The following is a 23742-nucleotide window of genomic DNA, read 5'->3' as shown; positions in this document are numbered from 1 at the left end:
CCTCGGAAGCCCCTCCGCCGCATCTGCCCCCTCCCCCGTCCCCGCCCGAAAGCCTGCCGACCATGTCCTCCCGTCATCAGGGGTCGATCCTGCTGCCCGTCGGGCTGCTGCTGATCGCGATCGCGTCCATCCAGAGCGGCGCCTCGCTCGCCAAGACGCTGTTCCCCGCGATCGGGGCTCAAGGGGCGGTGACGCTCAGGCTGGTCTTCGCCGCGATGCTGCTGATGGCGGTGTTCCGGCCCTGGCGGGTGCGCTTCACCACCTCGGCGCTCAAATCCGTCGCGATCTACGGCCTGGCGCTGGGGGGTATGAACCTCTCCTTCTATATGGCGCTACGCACCGTGCCGCTGGGCGTGGCGGTGGCGCTGGAATTCACCGGCCCGCTGGTCGTGGCGCTGGTCGGTGCCCGCCGGCCGATGGATTTCGTCTGGGTGGCGCTGGCGGTGGCGGGGCTGCTGCTGCTCCTGCCGGTGGGCGGGCTCGAAAACGGCGTCGATCCGCTGGGGGCCGGCTATGCGCTGGGGGCCGGCGTCTGCTGGGCGCTCTATATTCTGTTCGGCCAGAAGGCGGGCGCCACCCACGGCATGCAGACCTCGGCCTATGGCGCGCTGATCGCGGCGGCGCTGGTGATGCCCTTCGGCATTCTGCATGCCGGCACCGGCCTCATCGACCCCGCGGTCCTGCCGGTGGCGCTGGTGGTGGCGGTGCTGTCGACCGCCCTGCCCTATTCGCTGGAAATGATGGCGCTGACCCGCCTGCCGACCCGCACCTTCGGCATTCTGATGAGCGTCGAGCCGGCCATGGCCGCGCTGTCGGGCCTGGTCTTCATGGGCGAGCAGCTGTCGGGCCTGCAATGGCTGGCGATCGGCGCGATCATTTCGGCCTCGGCCGGCACCACGCTGACCGCCAGGCGCGAGGCCGCCCCCGCCCCTGCCCCGGTTCAGCCGGCAACCGACTGACCGGCCGCGATCAGGTGCAGGAACGAACCGGCGACCCGTCCGGCGCGCAAGCCCTGCGCCCCTTCGACCGCGGCCCCGGTCGCATCCTCCACCGACGACCAGAGCGGATCGCCCCGCTCGGCGGTGATGGTGGCATAGTGGAATTCATGGCCGCGCCAGAGCCTGCCCTCCAGCGGCCCCGCGACCATCCGGCCCAGGCGATAGCCGAGATGCAGCCGCCGCGCGGCAAAGCTGGTGGAAAGCCCCAGCAGCCCGGCCATCGGCCAGTCGCGGCCATCGGCATCGGTCAGCCCCTGGCCCAGCGCCATATAGCCGCCGCATTCGCCGAAGATCACCGCACCCCGGTCGCGGGCCGCGACCAGCCCGCGCACCCAGGCGCGATCGGTCGCAAGCCGGCCGGCATGCAGCTCAGGATAGCCGCCGGGCAGCCAGACGGCATCGGCCGACGGGTCCGGTGCCTGGCCCGCCAGCGGCGAGAAGGGCAGCACCTCGGCCCCGGCCGCGTGCCAGTCCGCCAGCAGATGCGGATAGATGAAGGCAAAGGCATCGTCGCGGGCAAGGGCGATACGGCCGCCCGGCGGCGGCACCGCCGGCCCGGGTTCCGCCGCCACCAGCCGGGCCCCGAAAACCGGCGGCCGGGCCAGCGCGGCCACGGCATCCAGATCGACATGGGCCGCCACCAGATCGGCCAGCCGGTCGAGCAGCGCCTCCAGATCCGTGGTCTCGCAGGCCTGCACCAGCCCCAGATGGCGCGACGGCAGGGCGATATCGGCCCGGCGGGGCACGAAGCCCAGCGCCGGCACCCCCGCCTCGGCGGCAGCCGCCGCCAGCACGCGCCGATGGCCGGGGCCGCCGACCCGGTTGAAGATCACCGCCGCCACCTGAACCGCCGGATCGAAGCTGCGGAAACCGTGGATCAGCGCCGCCGCCGATCGCGCCTGGGCCCCGGCATCGACCACCAGCAGAACCGGCAGGCTGAACATGCGCGCCAGCGCCGCCGCCGACCCGTCGCCACTGGCCCCGGGTGCCGGCGCGCCGTCGAACAGCCCCATGACCCCTTCGATGGCGAGCAGCCCGGCAGGCGCCTGCATCTCGATCAGGCGGGCCAGCCGCCCGGGCGCCATCGCCCAGCCGTCGAGATTGACCGACGGCCGGCCCGCGGCGACCTCGTGAAAGGCCGGGTCGATATAATCGGGCCCGATCTTGGCCGCAACGGGGTCGAGGCCACGGCGCCGGAAGGCGCGAAGCAGGCCCAGCGTCATGGTGGTTTTGCCGCCCGAAGAGGCGGGGGCCGTCAGGATCAGCGCCGGCGGCGGGGTCACGAGGCGGCCTTGTGTCCGCGGGTGCCGAGCGGGTCGGCCTTGGGCGTGCGGCTGCCGTCCAGCACCCCCATCCAGTCGAGCGCGGCGCGCAGCCGGACCACCGGCCCCATCACCACGATCGACGGCGCTTCAAGCCCGGCCGCCACCACATCGTCATGGGCGCGGGCGAGCGTGGTTTCCAGCACCCGCTGATGCGGGGTGGTGGCCCGGCTGATCACCGCCACCGGCTCTTCTGCGTCGCGGCCGCCGGCGATCAGCCGGCTGGAGATCTCGCCCAGATGCTTGAGCCCCATATAGAGCACGATCACCGGCGAGCCCCTGGCCAGCGCCGCCCAGTCGATGCTGCCGGTAACACCGCCGGTGGTGTCGTGGCCGGTGATGAAGCTGACCACATGATTGGTGTCGCGATGAGTGACCGGAATGCCGGCATAGGCCGAGCCGCCGATCCCGGCGGTGACGCCCGGGATCACCCGGAAGGGAATGCCGGCCTCGACCAGCGCCAGCCCTTCCTCGCCGCCGCGGCCGAAGACGAAGGGGTCGCCGCCCTTCAGCCTGAGCACCCGCAGCCCCTCACGCGCAAGCGCGATGATCCTGAGCGTGATGTCGGCCTGTTTGGGCGAGGGGCGGCCGCCGCGCTTGCCGGCATATTCAAGCCGCACATGGGGCCCGGCCAGGGCCAGGATCCGCTCATCCACCAGGGCGTCGTAGACGATGACATCGGCCGAGGCGATGGCATGGGCCGCCCCCAGCGTCAGCAGCGCCGGATCGCCCGGCCCCGCCCCCACCAGCCAGACCTGGCCGGGCGCGAAGGCAGGCAGGCCCAGCAGGCCGGGCAGCACCATGCCGGCACCACCCGGGGTCGCCCCCGGCATCTCCTTGCCCTCTGCCTCGCTCATCGCGCCGTTCCTCCGTTTGTCACGGCCGGGCCCATGACCCTTCCGCCGCTTGATGATATCGTCGCGCCATGACCACGACCCGCGCCATACCGGAAACCCTGCCCGGCAATCAGACCTCCGGCCGCAAGCCTGGGGGCGGGCCGGCTGCGCCTCGGCTCCGCTCGGGCTGGACCACCGGTGCCTGCGCCACCGCGGCCACCGCCGCCGCCTTCACCGCGCTTGCCACCGGCCGCTTCCCCGAGCGGGTGGAGATCACCCTGCCCAGGGCCACCCTCCGCACGGGGCAACGCCCGGTTTTCGATGTCGCCGAGCGCCGGGTGGAGCCCGACGGCGCCATGACCGCCGGCATCGTCAAGGATGCCGGCGACGACCCCGACGTCACCCATGGCGCGCTGATCCTGGCGACGCTGCACCCGGGCCCCCGGGGAACGGGTGTCACCTTCCGCGCCGGCGCCGGCGTCGGCACCGTCACGCGGCCCGGCCTGCCGATCCCGCCCGGGGAACCGGCGATCAACCCGGTGCCGCGGCGGATGATGACCGAGACCGTGGCCGAACTCGCATCCCTGCTCGACCATCCGGGCGATGTCGTCGTCACCATCTCGGTGCCGGGCGGCGCGGCCCTTGCCGAGCGGACCTGGAACCCGCGCCTGGGCATCCTGGGCGGGATCTCGATCCTGGGCACCACCGGCGTGGTGGTGCCCTATTCCTGTGCCGCCTGGATCCATTCGATCCATCGCGGCGTCGATGTCGCCCGCGCCGCCGGCCTCGACATGGTCGCCGGCTGCACCGGATCGACCTCGGAGGCCATGCTGCGCCGGCTGTTGCCCGATCTGCCCGATCATGCCCTGATCGACATGGGCGATTTCGCGGGCGCACTCGCCAAATATCTGCGCCACCACCCGGTCCCGCGCCTGGTGGTGGCCGGCGGCTTCGCCAAGCTGGTCAAGCTGGCCCAGGGGGCGCTCGACCTCCATTCCAGCCGCTCGACGGTGGATTTCGGCCGTCTTGCGGGCCTTGCCGCCGGCATCGGCGCCGGGGCGGAGCTGACCGCCGCGATTGCGGCCGCCAACACCGCCAAACAGGTGCTCGACCTCTGCAGTGCCGCCGGGCTCGACATCGCGCGGCCGGTGGCCGAGGCGGCAGTCGCGACGCTCGCCGCCGCGGTCGCACCCGCCGCCGTGGCGATAGACGTGGTGGTCGCCGACCGGGCGGGCAAGCCCGTCGCCGCCACTGCCGGGATCCGGATCTGAGCCGATGGTCGAACCGCTCAAGCTTCTGATCCTCGGCGGCACGGCCGAAGCCGCCGCCCTGGCCGAGGCCGCCACCGCCGCCGGCCACGAGGTCTGGACCTCGCTCGCCGGCGCCACCCATGCACCGCGGCGCCCGGCCGGCCGGCTGGTTTCAGGCCCGCTCGGCGGCATCGACGGGCTGACCCGGCTGCTGACCGGAGAGGGCTTCGACCGGCTGGTCGATGCCACCCATCCCTTCGCCGAGACGATCTCGACCAATGCGGTCGAAGCGGCGCTGCGCGCAGGCGTGCCGCGGATCACGCTCCGCCGCCCGCCCTGGACCGCCGGCATCGGCGACCGCTGGTACGGTGTGGCGGATCTGGCCGAGGCGCTGGAGACCCTGCCGCGCGCGGCGGCGCCCGAAGACGGGCGGGTCTTCGTCGCCACCGGCCGGCGCGGTCTGAACCTGCTGGCGGCGCGGCCTGAATACAGTTTCGTGGTCCGCACGATCGAGCCGGTGGCGGTACTGCCGCCCGGGGTCGACGTCACGCTGGTCCGCGATCGCGGCCCCTTCGACCTTGCCGCCGAACGCGGCTTCTTCACCGAACACGCGGTCTCGGCGGTGATCGCCAAGAATGCCGGCGGCACCGGTGCCGAGGCCAAGATCCAGGTCGCGCGCGAATGCCACATCGCCGTGCTCATGATCGACCGTCCCCCCTCGCCGCCGGGCCTCTGGGCCAGCTGGGTCGACGAGGTGGTCGACTGGCTGGCCCGGCCGGTGGCGGAAGACCAGGCGCTCCCCCCGGTCAGCCGACCATGAGCACCAGACCGGCGGCGGCGATGCCGGCGCCGATCAGACGCTCGACCCTGGCCACCTGCAGCTTCTGCAGCCCCATGGCGATGCCGATGCCGGCCAGATGCAGCAGGCCGGTCGCCGCCAGGAAGCCCAGCGCATAAAGCGCCGCCGAACCGTCGCCCGCCATCTCGGTGCCATGGGCATGGCCGTGGAACAGGGCGAAGACGCCGGCGATGGCGGCCGCCGCCACCGGGTTCGGGCGGAAGGCGAAGGCGATCATCAGGCCGAAGACCACGATCGAGGCGACGATACCCAGCTCCACCCCCGGCAGGCCGATCCCGGCCATGCCGAGCGCGCCGCCGGCGATCATCAGCGCCATGAAGCCGAGCGGCGCCGCCCAGATCATGCGGCCACCGGTCTGCCCGGCCCAGAAGCCGACCGCCAGCATGGCCAGAACATGGTCGAGACCACCGATCGGATGGGCGAAGCCGCTCATGAAACCGGCAACCTCGTGGCCGGTATGGGCAAAGGCCGGGCCGGCCACCAGGGCGGCGGCGGCGGTCAGCGGCAGGATCAGGCTGCGTCGGAACATGGGATCGTGTCTCCGTCGTCGGGACGTCCGGTGCGGACAGGGTTCGGGAAGGGATCTGAGGGGGCGCCAGAGCCGGTGGGAAACAGACACTCAGCGGGAGAGGATATCGGCGTCCCCGACGCGGGGGGCAGCGCCGGCCACGGGATCGGGCAGGCTGCCCCGGGGACGTTTCGGGGCGGCCCGGACCGGCCGCAGCACATGCGCATGTCCCGGATCATAAAGCGCACTGTCGGCGAAGTCGCCGGGCTCGAAGACCCGGCCGACCAGGATCAGCGCGGTGCGGGTGATCTTGGCCGCACGCACCCGTGCGGCGATATCGGCCAGCGTGCCGCGGATGATCATCTGGTCGGGCCAGGTCGCCCGATAGACCACCACCACCGGGCAGTCGTCGCCGTAATGGGGCGCCAGAGTCCGGTGGATCTGGGGCAGGAAGCGGATCGACAGGTGGATGGCCAGCGTCGCCCGCGACCGGCCCAGCTCTTCCAGCGTCTCGCCTTCGGGCATGGGCGACGAGGCATGGCCGGTGCGGGTCACGATCACCGTCTGCGAGATGCCGGGCAGGGTCAGCTCGCTTTGCAGCGCCGCGGCGGCACCGGCAAAGGCGGGCACGCCCGGCGTCACGTCGAAGGGGATGCCCAGCGCCTTCAGCCGGCGCATCTGCTCGGCCGTCGCCCCATAGATCGAGGGATCACCGGAATGGACCCGGGCGACATCCTCGCCCCGTTCATGCGCCGCCCGCATCTCGTCCACGATCTCGTCGAGGGTGAGCGGGGCGGTGTCGACCACCCGGGCGCCCTGCGGTGCCCAGGCCACCACCTCGGCCGGCACCAGAGAGCCGGCATAGAGGCAGACCGGAGCGGCGGCGATCAGGTCGCGGCCGCGGATGGTGATCAGATCGGCCGCACCGGGGCCGGCACCGATGAAATGAACCGTCATGCCACGGCCTCCCCTGATCCGGTCCGGCCGAAACCGGCATCTGCAAAACTGTCTTCGCCGCGGCTGCCATAGCCGCGGGGGGTGTAGACCCGGCTGCCCTGCCCCAGTTCCAGCCGCCGGCTACCCCGGGCGCCGACCATCACCAGGGTCAGCATGTCCACCGCATCGACCGCCAGCCCGTCCAGATCGGTGATGGTCACCGTCTCGTCGGGCCGGCCCAGATTGCGGGCCAGGATCACCGGGGTGGCGCCGCCGCGCGCCTCGATCAGGATCTCGCGGGCGCGGGCCAGCTGATGGCGTCGGCGGCGCGAGACCGGGTTGTAGAAGGCGACCACGAAATCACCGGCGGCCGCGGCCCGGATCCGGCGTTCGATCACCGTGAACGGCGTCATCAGATCGGACAGCGAGATGGTGCAGAAATCATGGCCGAGCGGCGCGCCCGCCCGTGCCGCCGCGGCCTGCAGCGCCGAAATCCCCGGCGAGACCTGCACCGGCACATGGGCCCAGCCGGGGCGGGGCTCGCCCAGATCCTCGCCGCGCTCGATCAGCTCGTAGACCAGCGCCGCCATGGCATAGATGCCGGCATCGCCCGAACAGACCAGCGCCACGCTCCGCCCCTCCGCCGCCAGATCGAGTGCCGCGGCGACGCGGCGTTCCTCTTCGCCCAGCTCATAGCCATGGCGGCGCTTGCCGGCCGCCGCCGGGCCCAGCAGGTCCAGATAGAGGCCATAGCCGACCAGGTCGGTCGCCTCTGCGACCATGCGGTCGACCTCGGGGGTGCGCCAGTCGGGCCGGCCGGGGCCGATGCCGACGACATAGAGCATGCCCGGCGCGCGCCCGACCCCGCCCGCCATGATCGGCGCCGGGGCGAGCGCCACCGCACAGGTCGCGCGCGGCGATTTGCGTTTGGCCACGATCAGCTCCCCCGCGGGGCCCGCCGCCGCCAGGGCCGCCGCCTCGGCGACGCCCGCCACCCCCACCGTCGCCCTGACATAATCGGACGGCGTTGCAAGCCGCGGGGTTTCCTCGGCAAGCCGCGCGGCGGGGAAAACCCGCACCGGCAGGCCGCGCGCGGCGGCCGCGGCGGCGATCCCGGCCTCGTCGGCCTTGATGTCGATGGTCGCGATCAGGGCCACGGCCCCGGGCGCCAGACCGGCACCGGCCAGGGTCTCGTCGATCAGCCCGCCGATCTCCTCGGCCCCGGCACCGCGTTCGCAGCCGATGCCGACGGCAAGGCGGGCCGGATGATAGAGCAGCCCGCCCGCCGGCACCTCCCGAAGCCGGTGATCGATCACCAGCGGCACGCTGCCGTCTGCCGCCTGCGGCAGGGGGGCAAGCCAGTCGGGAAGATCCTCCTCGACCCGCACCGAGGCCCCGGCGACCAGCGCCGCCATGGCGGGTTTCGGATCCAGCCCCGCCGCCAGCCGCCAGCCGACCGGCGGGTCGTCGAGCGCGACGCCGAAGCGCAGATCGCCCGCGGTCGTGACGGCGGCCACCGCCCCCAGCGCCGTCGCCAGCTGTCGGGCCAGATCATTGGCGCCGTGATGGCCGCCCAGAAGCGGCACGACCGCGCTGCCGTCCTCGGCGAGTGCCAGCACCGGCGGCTCGGCCGTCTTGTCGGCCAGGACCGGGGCGAGCATGCGGATCAGCGCGCCGGCAGCGGCAATGCCCAGGATCGGCCGGCCGGCCAGGAACAGGCCGCGCAGCCCCTCGGCCACGGGGTCGAGCGGCTGGACCAGGGCGCGATCATCGGCCGCAAGCCGGGCATGGGGGCCGGTGATCACGGCGCCGGGCAGCAGTGCCTGAACCCGCCGGGCCAGCGGCAGCCCCGACGGCCCCAGGATCAGAACGGCCGGAGCGGCGGTGGAAGGAATGTCGGTCATGCTGTCGCCTCGCCGCGCCGGTGAACCAGGATCAGGCTGAAATAGGGCGCCGCCTCGTCGGGGAGGTCGGCAAGCTTCAGGATGCGCTCCCCCGGCCAGGTGGCGCGCTCGACATACCAGGCCCGGGCCAGGAGGCCTGCCTCCTCCAGCACCCGGCGCAGCTTGGGCAGATGCCGGCCGACCTTGAGGAAGGCCATGCCGTCGGCCGCGGCGATCCGCGTCGCAAGCTCGGGCGCGGGCAGGGTCGCCGGGATCATCGCCAGACAGTCGGTGCGGGCGGCGAGCGGCAGGCCGATCCGCGCCGCCGCCCCGGCCATTGAGGTGATGCCCGGCACCACCTCGACCGGAAAGCGCCCCTGGAGGCGGGCGGCCAGATACATGAACGAGCCGAAGGTGAGCGGGTCGCCCTCGCACAAGAGGCCGACATCGCGACCCTCCGCCAGATGGGCGGCGATGGCCGCGGCGCCGGCATCATAGGCGGCGGCCCCGGGGCTGCGGTCGTCGCGCATCGGCATCTCGATCTCGACCAGCACCGCCCCGGGCGCGATCAGCCCGCCCGCGATGCTGAGCGCCATCCCCCGGGCGGCGCCGGCCGCGCGAATATGGGCGATCACCCCCAGGCTGCCGAGCAGCCGGGCGGCCTTCAGCGTGATCAGCTCCGGATCGCCCGGCCCGAGGCCGAGACCAATGAGCCGACCGGTCGTCGAACCTGCCCCGCTCATGCGCGCCGCCAGGCCCATTGGGTGACCGGCATCGCCGCCCGCCAGCCCAGATGCGGCCCGACCGGTTCGGCGCGGGCGATCTGGATGCGGGTCAGATCGCCGCCATGGCGGGCCTGAGCCTCGATCAGCGCCGCCTCTCCCGACAGGGTCACGGCATTGGCGACCAGCCGGCCGCCCGGCGGCAGCAGAGTGACCAGATGGTCGATCAGCCCCGCCTGCGCCACGGCGCCGCCCAGGAAGATCGCATCCGGAACCGGCAACCCGGCCAGCGCCTCGGGCAGATGGCCCTCGATCAGCTTAAGCCCCGGCACGCCCAGCCTGCGCGCATTGGCCCGCGCCCGATCCAGCCGGTCGGGCCGCTGTTCGATACCGATTGCCCGGGCGGTCGGCTCGGCCCGCAGCCATTCGATCGCGACCGAACCATTGCCGGCGCCCAGATCCCAGAGCAGCGCCCCCGGCGCCGGCATCAGCCGGGCCAGGGTGATCGCCCGCACCTCTCGCTTGGTCAGCTGGCCGTCATGACCGAAGGCATCGTCATCGAGCCCGGCGAGGGTCGGCAGCCAATCGGTCGCGGGTGCCGCCACCAGTTCGACCGCGACCGTGTTCAGATCGGCCGCCGGGCGCGGATCCCAGTCGCCGGCCGTCCCGCGGCGCAGGGCTTCGCGCGGGCCGCCCAGGCATTCGAGCACGACCATCGGGCTGGCCCCGAAACCGCGTTCGGCCAGACGGGCGGCGATCGCCGCCGGGGCCGCGCCGTCGTCGGTATATATAACGAGACGCGCGCCGGGCTGAAGATGGCGGTCGAGCAGCGCCAACGGCCGGCCGTGCAGGGTGATGATCCGCACCTCGGGCAGCGGCCAGCCCAGCCGGGCACAGACCAGGCTTGCGGCCGAGGGGGCCGGGTGCACGTTCAGCGCATCGGCCCCGAACCAGCGGGCAAGCGTGGTGCCGACACCCCAGCAGAAGGGGTCGCCGCTGGCCAGCACCACCAGGCGGCGGCCGCGCGCGGCCGCGATCGCCGGCCGCAGATCCTTGAGCGGGCTGGGCCAGGCCAGGCGCGGGCGCCGGTCTTCCGCAGGCAGCATCGCCAGATGGCGGTCGCCGCCGATCAGCAGCTCCGCCGCAGCCACCTCGGCCCGGGCCTCGGTGCCGAGACCGGCCAGGCCATCCTCGCCGATGCCGATGATGGTGATCCAGGGGGCGGTTGCGGTGGTCAGGGTGGCGCCGTCCATCATCCCGCCCCTTCCTCATTGGGGGCCCAGAGGGCGTTGACCGCGGCCGAGGCCATGGCACTGCCGCCCATCCGCCCCGGCAGGGTGAGGAAGGGCACGCCGCAACCGGCCTCGACCAGCGCCTGCTTGCTTTCGGCGGCCCCCACGAAGCCGACCGGGAAGGCCAGGATCGCCGCCGGGCGCGGGCCGCCGGCGGCGATGATCTCCAGCAGGCGGAACAGGGCCGTGGGCGCGTTGCCGATCGCGACCACGGCGCCGGCCAGCCGGTCGCCCAGCGCGTCGAGCGCCGCGGCCGAGCGGGTGGTGCCGTCGCGCGCCGCGATCGCCGCGGTCTCGTCGCAGTCCAGCCCGCAGAGAATGTCGGTGCCGGCCGGCAGCCGGCGGCGGATGATGCCCGAGGCGACCATGCGGCAATCGGCGATCACCGGCCGCCCCGCAGCCAGCGCGGCACGGCCGGCCGCGGCCGGATCCCCCTGCCAGGCCAGATTTGCGGCGACCTCGACCACGCCGCAGGCATGCACGACCCTGAGCGCCAGCGGCACCAGGGCCGGCGGCAGCCGGTCAAGCTCCGCCTCGGCCCGGATGATGGCGAAGGATCGGGCATAGATCTGGTCGGGCACACGCAGCCAGGCGGCGCTCATCCACCCGATGCCTTCTTCAGACTGGACGCTTCCCTGTTCAGGCTGGATGGGCCAAGCGGATGGTCGGCATGGGGATAGGGGTGGTGGTGATGGCCGTGATCATGGCCGGCCCCATGGTGGTGGTGCCCATGGTCGTGGCCGTGCCCGTGCTGATGATCATGATCATGATGGTGATCGTGGTCATGGGCGTGATCATGGTGATGATGGTCATGCCCGTGATCATGCCCCGCGGCACCGGTGCCGATGCCCTCCACATGATGGTGGTGGCTTTCCTGCGGCAGGCCGCGCTCGGCCTCGAAGCCCAGCACCTGAACGCGGTATTTGCACATCTGGCAGTTCATGTTGCCGGTGCCCTGCAGGATTTCCTGCACCCGGTCGATCATGGTTTCCACCACCTGCGGGTGGTCGCGCAGATAGCGGGCCTTCACGAATTCGATCTCGGGGAAATCGGCCGCCACCCGGTCGACGGCGTCGTAGATCCGGTTGACCAGAATGCCGGTGAACAGGAAATACGGGAACACCACGACCCGCCGGAAGCCCAGCCGCACCGCGTGGCGAAGTGCCGGTTCGGTCAGCGGGAAGGTGACGCCCGAATAGGCCGTCTCGGCCCAGCCGAGGCCCAGCCCTTCCCACAGCATGCGGCCGACCTTGGCGACATTGGAATTGGCGTCGGGGTCGGATGCGCCGCGGCCCACCACCACCAGCAGGGTGTCGTGGCGCGGGATGGGGTCGGTGGCCGGGCGGGCGGCATCGGCACGGGCGATGGCCGCCTCTACCCGCTCTCCCGCCGCCTTCAGCATCCGCGGGTCGATGCCCAGTTCACGGCCATAGCGGATGGTGAAGCCGGGATCGGCCCGGCCGCCGGCCATCTCACCGCCGCTGCGCACGCTTTCCTGATAGGTGTTCAGCACCGACGGGATGTCGTTCTTGGCATGGCCGGCCGCGAACAGCATGCCCGGCACGGCCAGAACCTCGCGCACCCCCTGGGCCCGCAGCCGGTCCAGGCCGTCGCGGATGATCGGGCGGGCGAATTCCAGATAGCCGTATTCGACGGGCACCGGGGCAAAGCGGCGGCGCAGCTCTATGGCCAGCTCGGCGAATTCGTCGACCGCCCCCTGATCGCGGCTGCCATGGCCGCAGATCATCAACCCCTGACCGGCTCCAAGCCCGAACATCGCGTTCCGTCCCTCCGTCACACTGCTGTCGGTGCGGAAGCGGCCGATGGACGAGGGGCATATATATAAATATATAAACCGAGAGGAAGCGCGCTGCGTCGGCGTCGCGTGGCAGCAGAAAACCGCCGCCGCCGGCGGGGTGCAGGCGGCGATGCCATCGCGATCGTCCACGCGGGCTTCCATCCAGGATCCGCCCGTCCGCCGGCGATCATTCCGCCCGCGAAGCCCCGTCGCGTCTGGCGTCCCGGGGCGTGGTGGCCGGTCCCGCATCGGGCCGGCCTTGTGCAACCACCATGCGTCAACCGCGCGAAGGATGCAACACCTCGCCGATTTTCAATCAACAGGGGAGAATTCGTCCCGTCACGCATCCCGGGGCATCGAACTCTGTCCCCCACCATGCTGCAGATGCCCGCGCCGGATACCCTGAGGTTGCACCGCCCGCACCTGCGACACCGGGGCACAGGGTGCCCGGGCGGGCACGAGCCTGAAAGGCGAGTGCTGAAAAATCAATGGGTTGGCTAAGCCAATCCCTTGTAAAGCAAGGGGTTTTCATTCTTGACACGCATAGGGCTTCCCCGTATGGTTCACGCGCCTTCGGCAGCGCTGTTGCGGCGCGGCCGGCGTGCCCGGATGGCCGGATGCCAAGGTGCGGCAGCAGAAATGCGGTCCGCCTGGCGCCGGAAATCCAGAGGCGCCTTCCACCGACCGGATGCTCAAGGCGGGCCCACGCTCATGGATGACCGGGACGACTCGGGACTGAAAGAGCTTGAAGCCCGACTGAAGCAGGCACGATCCTCCACCGGCCGCCGCACGGGCGACGGTCCGGGGAATTCGCGTGAGCCGGTGAAGGGCATCGGGTTCGCCGCTCGCGTCGGGACGGATATCCTGGCGGCTCTCGTCGTCGGGCTCGGGCTTGGCTGGTTCATCGACCGCTGGCTCGGCACGGCGCCCTTCGGAATGCTCGTCTTCTTTCTATTTGGTGCGGCGGCCGGCATACGCAATGCCTATGCCTTCGCCAAACGGACGATGGACGAGATCGATGAAGGTGAAACGCAGGGCAACGGCCCGGCCGCACCCCCGGAAGGGGATGGTTCGGGACGACGGGATGATCCGGCACGGCGGGATGACACCGGCCAGGGCCGGTGACGCCGGACGGGAAGATTGACGGGTCTGCGGGTCGACCGCGGGCAAGGGTGCGGAAGGTGGCCGGCATGCGGGAACTCCCCGGTGCCGACGGCTCCGGCCAGGGTTGAGTTCTTAACGAAGAGCGAGGGCCACGGTGGCGGAAGCACATAGCCCGCTTGAGCAGTTCCACATCAAGCGTCTGGTCGACCTCCAGATCGGCGGCGTCGACATCTCCTTCACCAACTCGTCGCTGTGGATGTTCATCGCCATCGCGGCCGTTACGCTGTTCCTGACGCTGGGCTCGCGCAGTCGCGCCCTCGTTCCGGGCCGCGGACAGTCGATGGCGGAGATGTCCTACGAGTTTGTCGCGAACATGCTTCGAGACAACGTGGGGTCGGAAGGCCGGAAGTACTTCCCCTTCATCTTCACGCTGTTCATGTTCATCCTGTTCGCCAACCTGGCGGGCATGCTCCCCTACAGCTTCACCACCACCAGCCACATCGTCGTCACCTTTGCGATGGCGCTGTTCGTCTGGATCCTGACCACCGTGATCGGTCTGGTGAAGCATGGCGGCCACTTCTTCAGCTTCTTCGTCCCCCAGGGCGTGCCCCTGTGGATGATGCCGCTGGTGGTGCCGATCGAGATCATCTCCTATCTGTCGCGTCCGATCAGCCTTTCGGTGCGACTGTTCGCGAACATGGTTGCCGGGCACACGATGCTGAAGGTGCTGGCCGGCTTCATCGTCGCGCTCGGTATCGCGGGTGTTGCGCCTCTCGTGGTGGTCGTGGGCCTTACCGCCCTCGAACTCTTCATCGCCGCGCTGCAGGCCTATGTCTTCGCGATCCTGACCTGCATCTACCTCAACGACGCGCTGCACCTGCACTGAGATCCGGGACCGGATCCGACCGACCGGCGATGTCGCCGGCCGGTCCCCGGTCGCGGGCAGGTATCAGGCGATCGCCTCTCTGAAAACCAGTCCCTTTGTCAAGATAAGGAAGTTGAGCGATGGAACTGGAAGCCGCAAAGATGATCGGTGCCGGCCTCGCGGTGCTTGCGCTGTTCGGCGTCGGTATCGGTATCGGCAACATCTTCTCCTCGCTGGTCAGCTCGCTGGCGCGGAACCCCTCGGTCCGCACCACCGTGTTCCCCCTCGCGATGCTCGGCTTCGCGCTGGTCGAGGCGGTCGGCCTCTTCGCCCTGCTGATCGCGCTGATCATCCTCTTCGTGTTCTGATCAGCACGACGGCCGGGAACCGGTACCGAGCGGGCCCGAGGGGTGTGAAAACACCGCCTCGGGCGCGTTCGTGAGGGCGGGGACGGCAGACGGCCGCCGGGCGACACCCTTCCAGGGGCACCGCTTCGGGCAACGGCACGATCCTCCGTCCACGCCAGACTTTCGCCATGACGGACGGCCCATATCCGGGCCCCGTCCACGAAATGCCCCGGGAGACCCATGCCTCAGTTCGAACCGAGCACATTCGCGTCGCAGATCTTCTGGCTGGTGGTGTCCTTCGGCCTGCTCTATCTGCTGATGTCGAAGATCGCGCTCCCGCGCATCGCCGATATCCTCGAGGTGCGCCAGGACCGTATCGCCGCCGATCTCGATCGTGCCGAAGCGCTGAAGCGCGAGGCCGAAGAGGCGCGTGCGGCCTATGAAGCGGCGCTCGCCAATGCCCGCGCCGAAGCCCAGAAGCTTCTGGAGCAGGCCGGCGAGCAGGCCCAGGCCGAGGCCCAGCGGCAGCTCGACGCGCTCGACGAGCGTCTGGCCGCCAAGGTCCGCGAGGCCGAAGCCGCCGTTGCCGCCGCCAAGGCGGACGCCATGGCCGATCTCGCGTCGCTCGCGACCGAGACCGCCGAGGCGGCCACCGCGAAGCTGGCCGGTGCGCCGGTCGATGGTGCTGCGGTCCGCAGCGCCGTCGATGCCGCCCTGGCCGCCACCTCGTCGCGGAAGGAGTGAGGCCGATGTTCTCCGATCCCACTTTCTGGGTCGCCGTCGCCTTCGTCCTCTGCATCGCCGGGCTTGGCTTCCTGAAGGTCCACAAGGCCATCGGGGGCATGCTCGACGCCCGTGCAGCCGCGATCCGCGCCGAACTCGATGCCGCGCAGAAGCTGCGTGAGGACGCCCAGGCGCTCCTCGCCCAGTATCAGCGCAAGCAGCGCGAGGCGATGCAGGAAGCCGAGCAGATGGTCGCCCATGCGCGCACCGAAGCGAAGCGCATCGTCGAAATGGGCCAGACCCAGCTGGCCCAGTCGATCGAGCGTCGCGAGCGCATGGCCGCCACCAAGATCGCCCAGGCGGAAGCCGATGCGATCGCCGAGGTCCGTGCGACCGCGGTCGATGTGGCGATGGCGGCGACCGAGCAGGTGCTGCGCACCCAGCTTTCGGCCGACCGTCAGGCCAAGCTGGTGGACGACACCATCGCCGGCCTCAAGACCCTGCACTGATCCGCGTCTCCCGCGATCCGGGCAGTTCCGAAACGCCCCGCCGGTTTTGCCGGCGGGGCGTTTCGCGTTTCGGGACCGGCCCCCGAAGGTACTCCGGCGTCAATATAATGCTGCGTCACTGATCAGATATATCGATGTCGATGTAATGTCATGTCACCGGAATGATCATCCGGCGTCGATGTAATGTTTCGTCACCGATGTGGCCCACCGTTGACCCGGTGCGTCTGGAGGCTCGCCATGTGGCCGGTGATCAGGCAGGATGCACCGGCGGGAGAAATGACGGCCGGCCGGGCGAAGACCTGCCGGACGGCCGGGGCATGTGGCGACGGGGACAGGACGTGCGGCAGTTTCGATCACTGAGAGTGGCGGTGTTTCTGGGCGTGGCCGCCATCCTGGGCGTCACCGCCGCCGTGATCCTGCCATCGACCACCGCCCTGCTGGAGCGGAGCTTCGTCTCGGAACGCGAGCGCGAGGCGACCAACACCATCGATCTTTTCGCCACCAGCCTGCGCGAGCGTTTCCAGTCGCTGATCCGCCAGAAGGTCGACGCCGTCGAACAGCGCAAGACGGCGCTGCGCGACCAGGGCGACCAGGTGGTCTCGGTGCTCTCGGCCCTTCGCCGCCTGGCCGCCAATGGCGGGATGAGCGAGACCGCCGCCCGCAACACCGCCCTGCAATGGCTGTCGGACCAGCCGCGCAGCGAGGCCCGCTATGTCATCGTCTATGACGGCGAGATGCGGGTGCTGATCCACCCGGATGCATCGCTGCTGGGCCAGACGCTGATCGACGGCCGCGACATGAAGGGCCGCCCGGCCTTCAAGGCGGCGCAGGAAGATGTCCTTCAGTATGGCGACACCTTCTCCACCTTCCCCTGGCAGAGCCTGGACGCCACCGAGACCCGGCTGAAATTCGGCTATTTCCGGAATTTCGAGCCCTGGGGCTGGACGGTGGCGGTGATCGCCGATGCCGAGGACGTGCAGCGCGCGGCCGATGCCCAGATGGCGCAGATGATCCGGGACCTGACCAACAGCGTCCATGCCCTCCGCCTGGGGGATCGCGGCCGGGCGATGATCTTCGACGGCCAGGGCCGGCTGGTGATCCCGCCCCAGGGCGGCGATGCCGCCTGTGCGGCGATCAGCACCGCGGTCGACAGCTGCGCCGACGCCTTCGCCATGCTGCCGCAGGACCTGCCCCGCCAGGACACGATTGCGGTGCCGCCGCCGGCCGGCGCCGACGACGTCGTGCTCTACGCCCATCTGTTCAAGCCGCTGGACTGGCGGGTGACGATGCTGCTGTCGCGCGACGACATTCTGGGCCCGGCGCACGAGGTCACCCGCAATCAGGCACTGCTGCTGGGTTCCGTGCTGGTGCTGTCGTTCCTGGCGGCCTATCCGCTGTCGGGCTGGCTGGTGCGGCCGCTGCGCCGGCTGGAGGTGCGGGTCCGCGCCCTCGCCTCGCAGGATTTCACCCAGGATGCGCCGCCCGATCCGGGGCTCCGGCGGATGATCGACGATCGCGCCGACGAGATCGGCCGGCTGGCCTCTGCCTTCGCCTTCATGGACGAAACGCTCCGCGCCAAGATCCGCGAACTGATCCGGGTGACGGAAGAGCGCATGCGGATCGAAGGCGAACTCGCCGCCGCCCGCGACATTCAGGAAGGCCTGCTGCCCAAGACCTTCCCGCCCTTCCCCGACCGGCCCGAAATCAATCTCCATGCCCGCCTGGTGCCGGCCAAGGAGGTCGGCGGCGACCTGTTCGACTTCTATTTCGCCGAAGGCCGCCATTTCTACTTCGTGGTCGGCGACGTCTCGGGCAAGGGCGTGCCGGCGGCGCTGTTCATGGCGATCACCCGCACCCTGCTCAAGACCTCGGCCGAAAAGGGCCTGACCCCGGCCGAGATGCTGGCCGAGGTGAACGACATGCTGGCGCGCGACAACCCGAACACCATGTTCGTCACCCTGTTCTGCGGCCGGATCGATCTGGCGGCCGGGCAGCTGGAATACTGCAATGCCGGCCACAACCCGCCGCTGCTGCTGCGCCGCGGCGCCGCGGCGCCCGAGGCCCTGAGCACGGTCTGCGGCCCGGCGCTGGGCGTGATGGAAGACATGCCCTACCGGGCGATGTCGCTGGACCTCTGCGCCGGCGACGAGCTGCTGGTCTATACCGACGGTGTGACCGAGGCCCACAACCCCGACAAGGCGCTCTACGGCGACGACCGGCTGCTCCGGGTGTCGGCCGGCGGCATGGCGGCCGATCCGAAGCGCTTCGTCGACCGGCTGTTCGACGACATCGACGATTTCGTTGCCGGTGCCGACCAGTCGGACGATATCACCGTCTTCGCCCTGCACTACGCCGGCCCCGGGGCCGACGCCACCACCGCAGCCCCCGAGGCACTACGGAGCATCGGATGACCCTCTGGAAGCCCGCGACCCTGTTCGGACGTGTCCTGCTGTCGCTGCTGATCGGCCTGGCGCTCGCCGGACTGCTGATCGGCCTGGTGCCCGCCTCGGCCCATGCCGCCCCGCCCTCGCCCGAGATCCGCGCCGCGGCAGAGGCGATCCCGGCGGTGCCGGGGCCCGAAACCCCCGAAAAGCGCTTCCGCATCGGCTATTACGAAGGCGGCCAGTACGGCGACTACAAGATCATCCTGGCCGCCATCGTCCGCGGGCTGATGCAGCTGGGCTGGGTGCCGCAGATCGATCTGCCGCCGATGGATCAGGTGCCGGATTCCGCCACCCTCTGGCGGTTCCTGGTCGCCAATGCCAATGGCGGCCATGTCGAATTCGTCGGCGACGCCCATTACACCGCCGGCGATTTCGACCCCGAGCGCCGCAAGCAGGTCCGGCCCGAGATCATCGAGCGGCTGACCGGCCGGCAGGATATCGACCTGATGATCGCCATGGGCACCTGGGCGGGCCAGGATCTGGCCAATGACGCCGTCACCACGCCGATCGTCGTCGCCTCCACCTCGGACCCCGTCGCCTCGAAGATCATTCCGTCGCCGGATGATTCCGGCCGCCCCAACCTGCATGCCAAGGTCGAGCCCGGCCGCTATGGCCGCCAGGTGGAGCTGTTCGACGACATCGTCCGGGCGAAACGCCTGGGCGTGGTCTACGAGAACACGCTGGAAGGCCGCACCTTCGCCGCGATCGAGGAAGTCGAGGCGGTCTCGGCCGCCCGCGGCTTCGACCTCGTCACCTGTTTCGCGCCCTTCAACGGCGTGCCGGAAGAGGTCGCGAAGGCCGAGGCGGTGCGCTGCTACAAGGAACTGGCACCCAAGGTCGACGCGCTTTACATCACCGTCCATCGCGGCGTGACCAGCAGCAGCCTTGCCGCCATCGTCGATGCGGCGCTGGATGCCGGCGTGCCGACCTTTTCGATGGCCGGATCGGGCGACGTGCGCCGGGGCGTGCTGATGAGCATCGCCCAGGGCGATTTCTCGTATGTCGGGCTGTTCCATGCCGAGGTGATCGGCCGGATCTTCAACGGTGCCGAGCCCTGGGCGCTGGATCAGCGCTGGGTGGCGCCGGCCAAGATCGCGCTCAATCTGGAGACCATGGAGATCATCGGCTTCAACCCGCCGGTCGACATCCTGCTGGCCGCCGACGAGATCTACCGCAAGATCGACCGCTGACCGAGCCCGGCGGCGGCGGACGCCTTGGGCGCCGCCCCGCCGAGCGCGACATGCCGCCGGGCGAAGACCAGCCGCGCCAGCCGTGCGGCCATGTCGCCATGGCCGGCTTCGACCATCGCGATCGCCCGATCGGCGCCGCTCTGCCCCGTCTTGAGTACGAAGGCCGGATAGGCAAGGAAGCGCGCCTCGCGCGCATCGAGCCCGGCCCCAGCCAGATCGACCAGCTCCGCCGCCAGACGGGCCGCCGTCAGCCCGTCGACCTCGGCCGCCAGCCCGTCGCGCATCGCGCGTTCGCGCAGCAGCATCAGCCGCGCCCAGCCATGGCGGGCAATGACCGCCAGGCCCCGGTCCATCACCGCCAGCAGCCCCTTCTGCAGGGCGCCGGCCGCACTCACCACACTGGCCGCCACGGCATCGCCGCCCAGATCGATCAGCTCCTGATCGGGCAGATTGGCACCGGGGGCGCGACCTTCCAGATAGACCGCCGAGGTGGTCTCGGCCATCAGCCGGGCCAGGGCCGCATCGCTGTCGACCACCGCGGCCAGCGTCGCCGGTTCGGGCATGCGGCCGGGGGCGAAGGCGAAGCGCAGCCGGGCATCCAGGAAGTTCGACGATTGCAGCGCCGCGAAATGGGTGGCGGAGGGGCGGATCTGCACCACCATGTCGTCGCCGCGCAGCCGGCCGCTCCAGCTGCGGCCGTGGCCGAGGAACTCCCGCAGGGTCGGCTGGCCCTCGACCTCTACCAGGCCGCCGATCTTGGAGGTGGGGGCCAGATCCGCGGGCCCGTGCGGCAGGGCCGGCAGCGGCGCATCCACCCCCAGCGCCCAGCGCATATAGGCGGCAAGCCCGGCAAAGGGCTCGGCCGGCGGCACGAAACAGCTGCGGTCGCGGGCGGCATGGGCCCCGCCGCACATCCGCGACCAGAGGGTCAGCCGGTTTTCCTTAAAGCCGGTCGCGCGGCCGTTCTCGTAGGGGCTGTTGGCAAAGAGGGCGATGAAGGCCGCCGAGAAGCCCAGCACCAGATTGACCGCATCGGCGCCACGATCCACGGGCACATCGGTCGAGGGGCTGTTATGGGCCTTGGCATCGATGCCGGCCGAATGATCCCAGCCCCGCACCTCGTTCCAGTAGTCATAGACCGGCTTGGGCGCCCGGGTCGCGTGATAGAAGGCCCTGGATACCGGCTGGAAGGGATGCTCGGCCAGATTGACCAGCATGCCGCCCGAGGCCGCCACGGCGGCCCCCACCCGGTCCAGCGCCTCGCGCGCCTCGTCGTCGAGCTGCTCCAGACCGGTGACCGGCCCGAGCGAGGCTTCGAGATTGTTGAACCCGTTGTCCACCGAAATCATGCCCGCGGCATCGCGCAGGCCGACCACCCGGCCGCCCAGGCAGAGCGGCTGCGGCGCCCGGCCCTCGGCCTCGCCATCGGCGACCAGGCGGTCGAACACGTCGGGGACCGCCAGGCTGGTGGCGTCCGCGGCCGAGGCGATCGGCAGTTCGATCTCCACCCCGACCTTGACCGGGCGCGGCACCTGCAAGCGCTCGACGGTCATGAGCTGGCCTCCGCCTCCCCCGCCGCAGGCGGGGCGGGGCGACGGTCGAGCAGCAGGAAGAGCAGGCCGGCCGCCAGCATCAGCCCGGCCGTGGCCGCCAGCCCCGCCGTGGTGCCGACCACCGCGAACAGGCCACCCACGATCAGCGGGCCCAGCATCTGGCCGAACTTGTCGGCCGAGCGCTTCATGCTGACCGCCCGGCCGATGCCGGCGCGGGCGACACCGGCCCCCTGCAGGCCATGGGCGCTCTGCGCGCCACCGGCGATGCTGCCCGAGACGCCGATCAGGAAGACGGCGGCGACCAGCGCCATCAGATTGCCGCCAATGCTGGCGACGACCAGGGCGGCGGCGGCCGCCAGCGCACCGGCCACGATGAAGGGCCGCTTGTCGGTCACCTTGTCGGTCAACCGACCGAACAGCGGGCCGAGCAGGATGACCGCCAGACCGTTGACCATCAGCACGCGGCCGATATCGGACTGGTTGATGCCCTGTTCGGCCAGATAGACCGGCACCGCGAAATTGAGCAGGCCGACCTGGGCGATCGAGAACGGGATCACGCTGCAGACCAGCACCAGCATGAAGGTGCGATCGGTGAGCAGGCCGCGCCAGCCGCCGCCGGCCTCTGCCGGCGCGGGCGCGGGGGCGGCTGCGGCCGGCTTGTCGTCGGTTTCGACCACAAGCTCGCGGCCGGCGCTGACGGCGACCAGCGCCACCACCAGCGGCATGACCATGAACAGGGCCGCGACCAGGAAGACATTGGCATAGCCCAGCTGCTCGGCCAGCATCGCCCCGATGGCGGTGCCGCACATCTGGCCCACGAAGATGCCGGCGATCAGCCCGGCCGTGGCACTGGCCCGGCGCTCGGGCAGCGTGGTGGCGTAGAGATGGCTCTGGATGCCCATCCAGGCGAAGCCATAGCCGAGCCCGCCCAGGGCGCGCGCGGCGATGAAGGCCGCGGGGTGGGTCTGGGTCGCCATCACCACCAGCGAGACCATGTTGGCCAGCACGCAGAGGCCGAAGCCGGTCAGCACCGGCACCTGCCAGCCGCGGCGATCGGCCATCGGCCCCGCGATGAGCGCGGTGACCAGGGCACACATCATCTCGGCCGATACCGGGGCGGCCATCATGATGTCGCTGGTCGCAGCGCCATCGCCCGCAGCCAGCAGGCGCATGGCCAGCGGCACGAAGGACAGCGGCAGCGACCAGGCGAGCAGGAACAGGAAGGCCATCGGCCGGGCAAAGCGCGAATCGGCGATGCCGCCCGCCCCCACGCGGCCGCGGACCGCGGCAAAGACGAAGATCAGCCCCTCGCCCACGATCATGGCCGAAACCAGCGCCAGGGTGACGGCGTCGAGCACGCGGGACTGGACGCTGTCGGCGATGGCGGCCCCCGACAGGGTGATCTCGATCCGCCCGGCGGGGCGGCCGCCGCTGCCGGCGACCGTGGTCAGATCCCGGATCACCACCGGCCCGGCATCCGGACCGGTCACGCCGGCGGCGGCGATGCGCGTGCCGTCGGGGCCGACCAGGGCGGCACCGCCGATCAGCGGCACCTGATCGATCAACCGGGCGAAATTGTCCTCGATCCGGCCCATGAAGCGGAGCGCGATGCCCTTGTTGATCAGCTGGTCGAGATCATTGGCGACCGAGGCGGCCAGGCGTTCGCCCTGGCGCGCGGCCGCCGTTTCGACGGCGCTGCGAAACTCGCCGATCGCATAGGCGGCAAACCCCGCCTGGGCCAGAACCACCACCGCAATACCGGCCACCCGCATCCGCTTCAGCCGCACCGCATCTGCCGCCCGGCCGCGGGCCGAGACGACGCCCAGCCCCAGCGTGACCAGAACGCCCAGAATGGTGGCGGCGGCCGCCGCGGCCACCATCGCCTGAACGGTGCGGCCGATTTCGGCGGTATGGGCCTCTTCGGGCAGCGCCACGCCCAGGTGGGCGACCACCGCGCCACCGGCATCGCGGATCGGGAACAGCACCCAGCGGCGGCCGGCATTGACGCGTTCCACCACCTGGCCGCCCTGATCCGCGCCCACCACCGGCACCGCCGCCTCTTCGCCGCGGCTGCCCAGCACATGGCCCTTCACATCGACCACCGCAGCCTGACCGGCCAGCGGAATGTCCTGGCGGACATCGTCGAGCAGGTCGTCGAGGCCCGAGAATTTCTCGATCGGCTTGCCGTAGCGCACGGCGACCTGCAACCGGTCGGCCCATTTGCCGCCGATCGCGGTCACCTCGCTGACGGTCGCCTCGGCATCGACACGCTTCAGCGCGGTGAGGTTCAGGAAGCCGGCAATGCCCATGCACACCGGCAGCAGCAGCGCCAGGGCAAGGGTGAGACGGAAGATCGGCCCGCGGGCCCGGGTGGCGAGGCTCATGGAAAGTGATTTTCCGCTATGCAGGACCATCCCCACCAAAGGGGGCCGGATTCCCCGCATCCTACCCGGATGTATCGATTTTGGCCCGCGCTTCCTGTGCCCAGGTCAACCCGGATTGACGCCCATATGCCGCATCGCGGGATTTGCCGACCGAAACGCGAACCGCCCCGGTAGCGATGCTACCGGGGCGGTAGACTTGTCCGTAACGGGCCTCGCCGT

The 23742-nt window shown here is 70.8% G+C and carries 21 protein-coding genes; 10 read left to right on the top strand and 11 right to left on the bottom strand.

The features are described 5' to 3' along the window. The first annotated feature begins 62 nt into the window (after positions 1 to 62). Positions 63 to 959 (top strand): threonine/homoserine exporter RhtA, encoded by an 897-nt coding sequence (gene rhtA / locus WI697_RS16635; protein WP_345959215.1) that lies wholly within the window; start codon positions 63 to 65, stop codon positions 957 to 959. Here the strand turns inward: rhtA and WI697_RS16630 are convergent. Both WI697_RS16630 and cobA read right to left on the bottom strand, forming a co-directional pair. Beyond that, positions 941 to 2281, bottom strand: a complete 1341-nt coding sequence (locus tag WI697_RS16630) for a cobyrinate a,c-diamide synthase (protein ID WP_345959214.1) — start codon at positions 2279 to 2281, stop codon at positions 941 to 943. The genes rhtA and WI697_RS16630 overlap by 19 nt on opposite strands. Next, positions 2278 to 3123, bottom strand: a complete 846-nt coding sequence (gene cobA, locus WI697_RS16625) for a uroporphyrinogen-III C-methyltransferase (protein ID WP_062763571.1) — start codon at positions 3121 to 3123, stop codon at positions 2278 to 2280. Before cobA ends, WI697_RS16630 begins: the two co-directional genes overlap by 4 nt. A 122-nt stretch (positions 3124 to 3245) precedes the next feature. Here cobA and WI697_RS16620 point away from each other — a divergent pair, with 122 nt between their 5' ends. Together WI697_RS16620 and WI697_RS16615 are read left to right on the top strand one after the other, a co-directional pair. Further along, positions 3246 to 4427, top strand: a complete 1182-nt coding sequence (locus tag WI697_RS16620; protein WP_345959213.1) for a cobalt-precorrin-5B (C(1))-methyltransferase — start codon at positions 3246 to 3248, stop codon at positions 4425 to 4427. 4 nt (positions 4428 to 4431) lie between these two features. Beyond that, on the top strand, positions 4432 to 5226 hold the full coding sequence (locus WI697_RS16615; RefSeq protein ID WP_345959212.1) for a cobalt-precorrin-6A reductase: 795 nt from the start codon (positions 4432 to 4434) through the stop codon (positions 5224 to 5226). Here WI697_RS16615 and WI697_RS16610 read toward each other — a convergent pair. The 7 genes from WI697_RS16610 to WI697_RS16580 form a co-directional block, all read right to left on the bottom strand. Beyond that, positions 5213 to 5794, bottom strand: a complete 582-nt coding sequence (locus WI697_RS16610; RefSeq protein WP_345959211.1) for a HupE/UreJ family protein — start codon at positions 5792 to 5794, stop codon at positions 5213 to 5215. The genes WI697_RS16615 and WI697_RS16610 overlap by 14 nt on opposite strands. Before the next feature lie 90 nt (positions 5795 to 5884). Beyond that, positions 5885 to 6730 carry a precorrin-4 C(11)-methyltransferase gene (cobM, locus tag WI697_RS16605; RefSeq protein WP_062763556.1) on the bottom strand — a complete coding sequence of 282 codons (846 nt, stop codon included), beginning with the start codon at positions 6728 to 6730 and terminating at the stop codon, positions 5885 to 5887. Next, positions 6727 to 8613: a precorrin-3B C(17)-methyltransferase gene (gene cobJ / locus WI697_RS16600; protein ID WP_345959210.1), complete on the bottom strand. Its 1887-nt coding sequence runs from the start codon at positions 8611 to 8613 to the stop codon at positions 6727 to 6729. The genes cobM and cobJ overlap by 4 nt, the downstream gene beginning before the upstream one ends. Beyond that, positions 8610 to 9335, bottom strand: coding sequence for a precorrin-2 C(20)-methyltransferase (cobI, locus tag WI697_RS16595; RefSeq protein ID WP_345959209.1), 726 nt, complete (start codon positions 9333 to 9335; stop codon positions 8610 to 8612). The genes cobJ and cobI overlap by 4 nt, the downstream gene beginning before the upstream one ends. After that, positions 9332 to 10570, bottom strand: a complete 1239-nt coding sequence (cbiE, locus tag WI697_RS16590) for a precorrin-6y C5,15-methyltransferase (decarboxylating) subunit CbiE (RefSeq protein WP_345959208.1) — start codon at positions 10568 to 10570, stop codon at positions 9332 to 9334. Before cbiE ends, cobI begins: the two co-directional genes overlap by 4 nt. After that, positions 10567 to 11208: a precorrin-8X methylmutase gene (locus WI697_RS16585; RefSeq protein WP_345959207.1), complete on the bottom strand. Its 642-nt coding sequence runs from the start codon at positions 11206 to 11208 to the stop codon at positions 10567 to 10569. The genes cbiE and WI697_RS16585 overlap by 4 nt, the downstream gene beginning before the upstream one ends. Continuing rightward, the gene (locus tag WI697_RS16580) at positions 11205 to 12383 is read right to left on the bottom strand and encodes a sirohydrochlorin chelatase (RefSeq protein ID WP_345959206.1); all 1179 of its coding nucleotides are present in this window, start codon (positions 12381 to 12383) and stop codon (positions 11205 to 11207) included. Before WI697_RS16580 ends, WI697_RS16585 begins: the two co-directional genes overlap by 4 nt. A gap of 732 nt (positions 12384 to 13115) precedes the next feature. Between WI697_RS16580 and WI697_RS16575 the strand changes: the two genes are divergently transcribed. From WI697_RS16575 to WI697_RS16545, 7 genes are all read left to right on the top strand, one after another. Beyond that, on the top strand, positions 13116 to 13529 hold the full coding sequence (locus tag WI697_RS16575; protein WP_062763551.1) for an AtpZ/AtpI family protein: 414 nt from the start codon (positions 13116 to 13118) through the stop codon (positions 13527 to 13529). A 133-nt stretch (positions 13530 to 13662) separates the two neighbouring features. Next, positions 13663 to 14394 (top strand): F0F1 ATP synthase subunit A, encoded by a 732-nt coding sequence (locus WI697_RS16570; protein WP_062763550.1) that lies wholly within the window; start codon positions 13663 to 13665, stop codon positions 14392 to 14394. A 119-nt stretch (positions 14395 to 14513) separates the two neighbouring features. Beyond that, positions 14514 to 14741, top strand: a complete 228-nt coding sequence (locus WI697_RS16565) for an ATP synthase subunit C family protein (RefSeq protein ID WP_014746295.1) — start codon at positions 14514 to 14516, stop codon at positions 14739 to 14741. A 219-nt stretch (positions 14742 to 14960) separates the two neighbouring features. Then, positions 14961 to 15464 carry a F0F1 ATP synthase subunit B family protein gene (locus WI697_RS16560; RefSeq protein ID WP_062763549.1) on the top strand — a complete coding sequence of 168 codons (504 nt, stop codon included), beginning with the start codon at positions 14961 to 14963 and terminating at the stop codon, positions 15462 to 15464. 5 nt (positions 15465 to 15469) lie between these two features. After that, positions 15470 to 15952 carry a F0F1 ATP synthase subunit B family protein gene (locus WI697_RS16555; protein WP_014746297.1) on the top strand — a complete coding sequence of 161 codons (483 nt, stop codon included), beginning with the start codon at positions 15470 to 15472 and terminating at the stop codon, positions 15950 to 15952. A gap of 317 nt (positions 15953 to 16269) precedes the next feature. After that, positions 16270 to 18363 carry a SpoIIE family protein phosphatase gene (locus tag WI697_RS16550; protein WP_345959205.1) on the top strand — a complete coding sequence of 698 codons (2094 nt, stop codon included), beginning with the start codon at positions 16270 to 16272 and terminating at the stop codon, positions 18361 to 18363. After that, a complete protein-coding gene (locus tag WI697_RS16545; protein ID WP_062763546.1) occupies positions 18360 to 19586 on the top strand; it encodes an ABC transporter substrate-binding protein in 1227 nt (408 codons plus the stop codon). Before WI697_RS16550 ends, WI697_RS16545 begins: the two co-directional genes overlap by 4 nt. On the opposite strand, the gene WI697_RS16540 is transcribed toward WI697_RS16545, so the two are convergent. Together WI697_RS16540 and WI697_RS16535 are read right to left on the bottom strand one after the other, a co-directional pair. Next, positions 19565 to 21139, bottom strand: coding sequence for a glutamate-cysteine ligase family protein (locus WI697_RS16540; RefSeq protein ID WP_345959204.1), 1575 nt, complete (start codon positions 21137 to 21139; stop codon positions 19565 to 19567). The two genes, WI697_RS16545 and WI697_RS16540, sit on opposite strands and share 22 nt — an antisense overlap. Next, positions 21136 to 23523 (bottom strand): MFS transporter, encoded by a 2388-nt coding sequence (locus WI697_RS16535; protein WP_345959203.1) that lies wholly within the window; start codon positions 23521 to 23523, stop codon positions 21136 to 21138. Before WI697_RS16535 ends, WI697_RS16540 begins: the two co-directional genes overlap by 4 nt. Positions 23524 to 23742 lie beyond the last annotated feature (219 nt).

It is taken from the genome of Tistrella mobilis (genome assembly GCF_039634785.1).
Lineage (GTDB): Bacteria > Pseudomonadota > Alphaproteobacteria > Tistrellales > Tistrellaceae > Tistrella > Tistrella mobilis.
Note: the sequence above shows the minus strand (reverse complement) of the source record. Positions and strands in the feature narration are given on the sequence as shown.

Bases quoted from the DNA above. Each gene is read 5' to 3' on its own strand.
- WI697_RS16550 (WP_345959205.1), top strand. From the start codon at position 16,270: ATGTGGCGACGGGGACAGGACGTGCGGCAGTTTCGATCACTGAGAGTG.
- cbiE (WP_345959208.1), bottom strand. From the start codon at position 10,570: ATGATGGACGGCGCCACCCTGACCACCGCAACCGCCCCCTGGATCACC.
- WI697_RS16555 (WP_014746297.1), top strand. From the start codon at position 15,470: ATGTTCTCCGATCCCACTTTCTGGGTCGCCGTCGCCTTCGTCCTCTGC.
- WI697_RS16535 (WP_345959203.1), bottom strand. From the start codon at position 23,523: ATGAGCCTCGCCACCCGGGCCCGCGGGCCGATCTTCCGTCTCACCCTT.
- WI697_RS16540 (WP_345959204.1), bottom strand. From the start codon at position 21,139: ATGACCGTCGAGCGCTTGCAGGTGCCGCGCCCGGTCAAGGTCGGGGTG.
- WI697_RS16545 (WP_062763546.1), top strand. From the start codon at position 18,360: ATGACCCTCTGGAAGCCCGCGACCCTGTTCGGACGTGTCCTGCTGTCG.
- rhtA (WP_345959215.1), top strand. From the start codon at position 63: ATGTCCTCCCGTCATCAGGGGTCGATCCTGCTGCCCGTCGGGCTGCTG.
- cobJ (WP_345959210.1), bottom strand. From the start codon at position 8,613: ATGACCGACATTCCTTCCACCGCCGCTCCGGCCGTTCTGATCCTGGGG.
- WI697_RS16580 (WP_345959206.1), bottom strand. From the start codon at position 12,383: ATGTTCGGGCTTGGAGCCGGTCAGGGGTTGATGATCTGCGGCCATGGC.
- WI697_RS16565 (WP_014746295.1), top strand. From the start codon at position 14,514: ATGGAACTGGAAGCCGCAAAGATGATCGGTGCCGGCCTCGCGGTGCTT.
- cobA (WP_062763571.1), bottom strand. From the start codon at position 3,123: ATGGTGCTGCCCGGCCTGCTGGGCCTGCCTGCCTTCGCGCCCGGCCAG.
- WI697_RS16575 (WP_062763551.1), top strand. From the start codon at position 13,116: ATGGATGACCGGGACGACTCGGGACTGAAAGAGCTTGAAGCCCGACTG.
- WI697_RS16585 (WP_345959207.1), bottom strand. From the start codon at position 11,208: ATGAGCGCCGCCTGGCTGCGTGTGCCCGACCAGATCTATGCCCGATCC.
- WI697_RS16615 (WP_345959212.1), top strand. From the start codon at position 4,432: ATGGTCGAACCGCTCAAGCTTCTGATCCTCGGCGGCACGGCCGAAGCC.
- WI697_RS16620 (WP_345959213.1), top strand. From the start codon at position 3,246: ATGACCACGACCCGCGCCATACCGGAAACCCTGCCCGGCAATCAGACC.
- cobI (WP_345959209.1), bottom strand. From the start codon at position 9,335: ATGAGCGGGGCAGGTTCGACGACCGGTCGGCTCATTGGTCTCGGCCTC.
- WI697_RS16560 (WP_062763549.1), top strand. From the start codon at position 14,961: ATGCCTCAGTTCGAACCGAGCACATTCGCGTCGCAGATCTTCTGGCTG.
- WI697_RS16610 (WP_345959211.1), bottom strand. From the start codon at position 5,794: ATGTTCCGACGCAGCCTGATCCTGCCGCTGACCGCCGCCGCCGCCCTG.
- cobM (WP_062763556.1), bottom strand. From the start codon at position 6,730: ATGACGGTTCATTTCATCGGTGCCGGCCCCGGTGCGGCCGATCTGATC.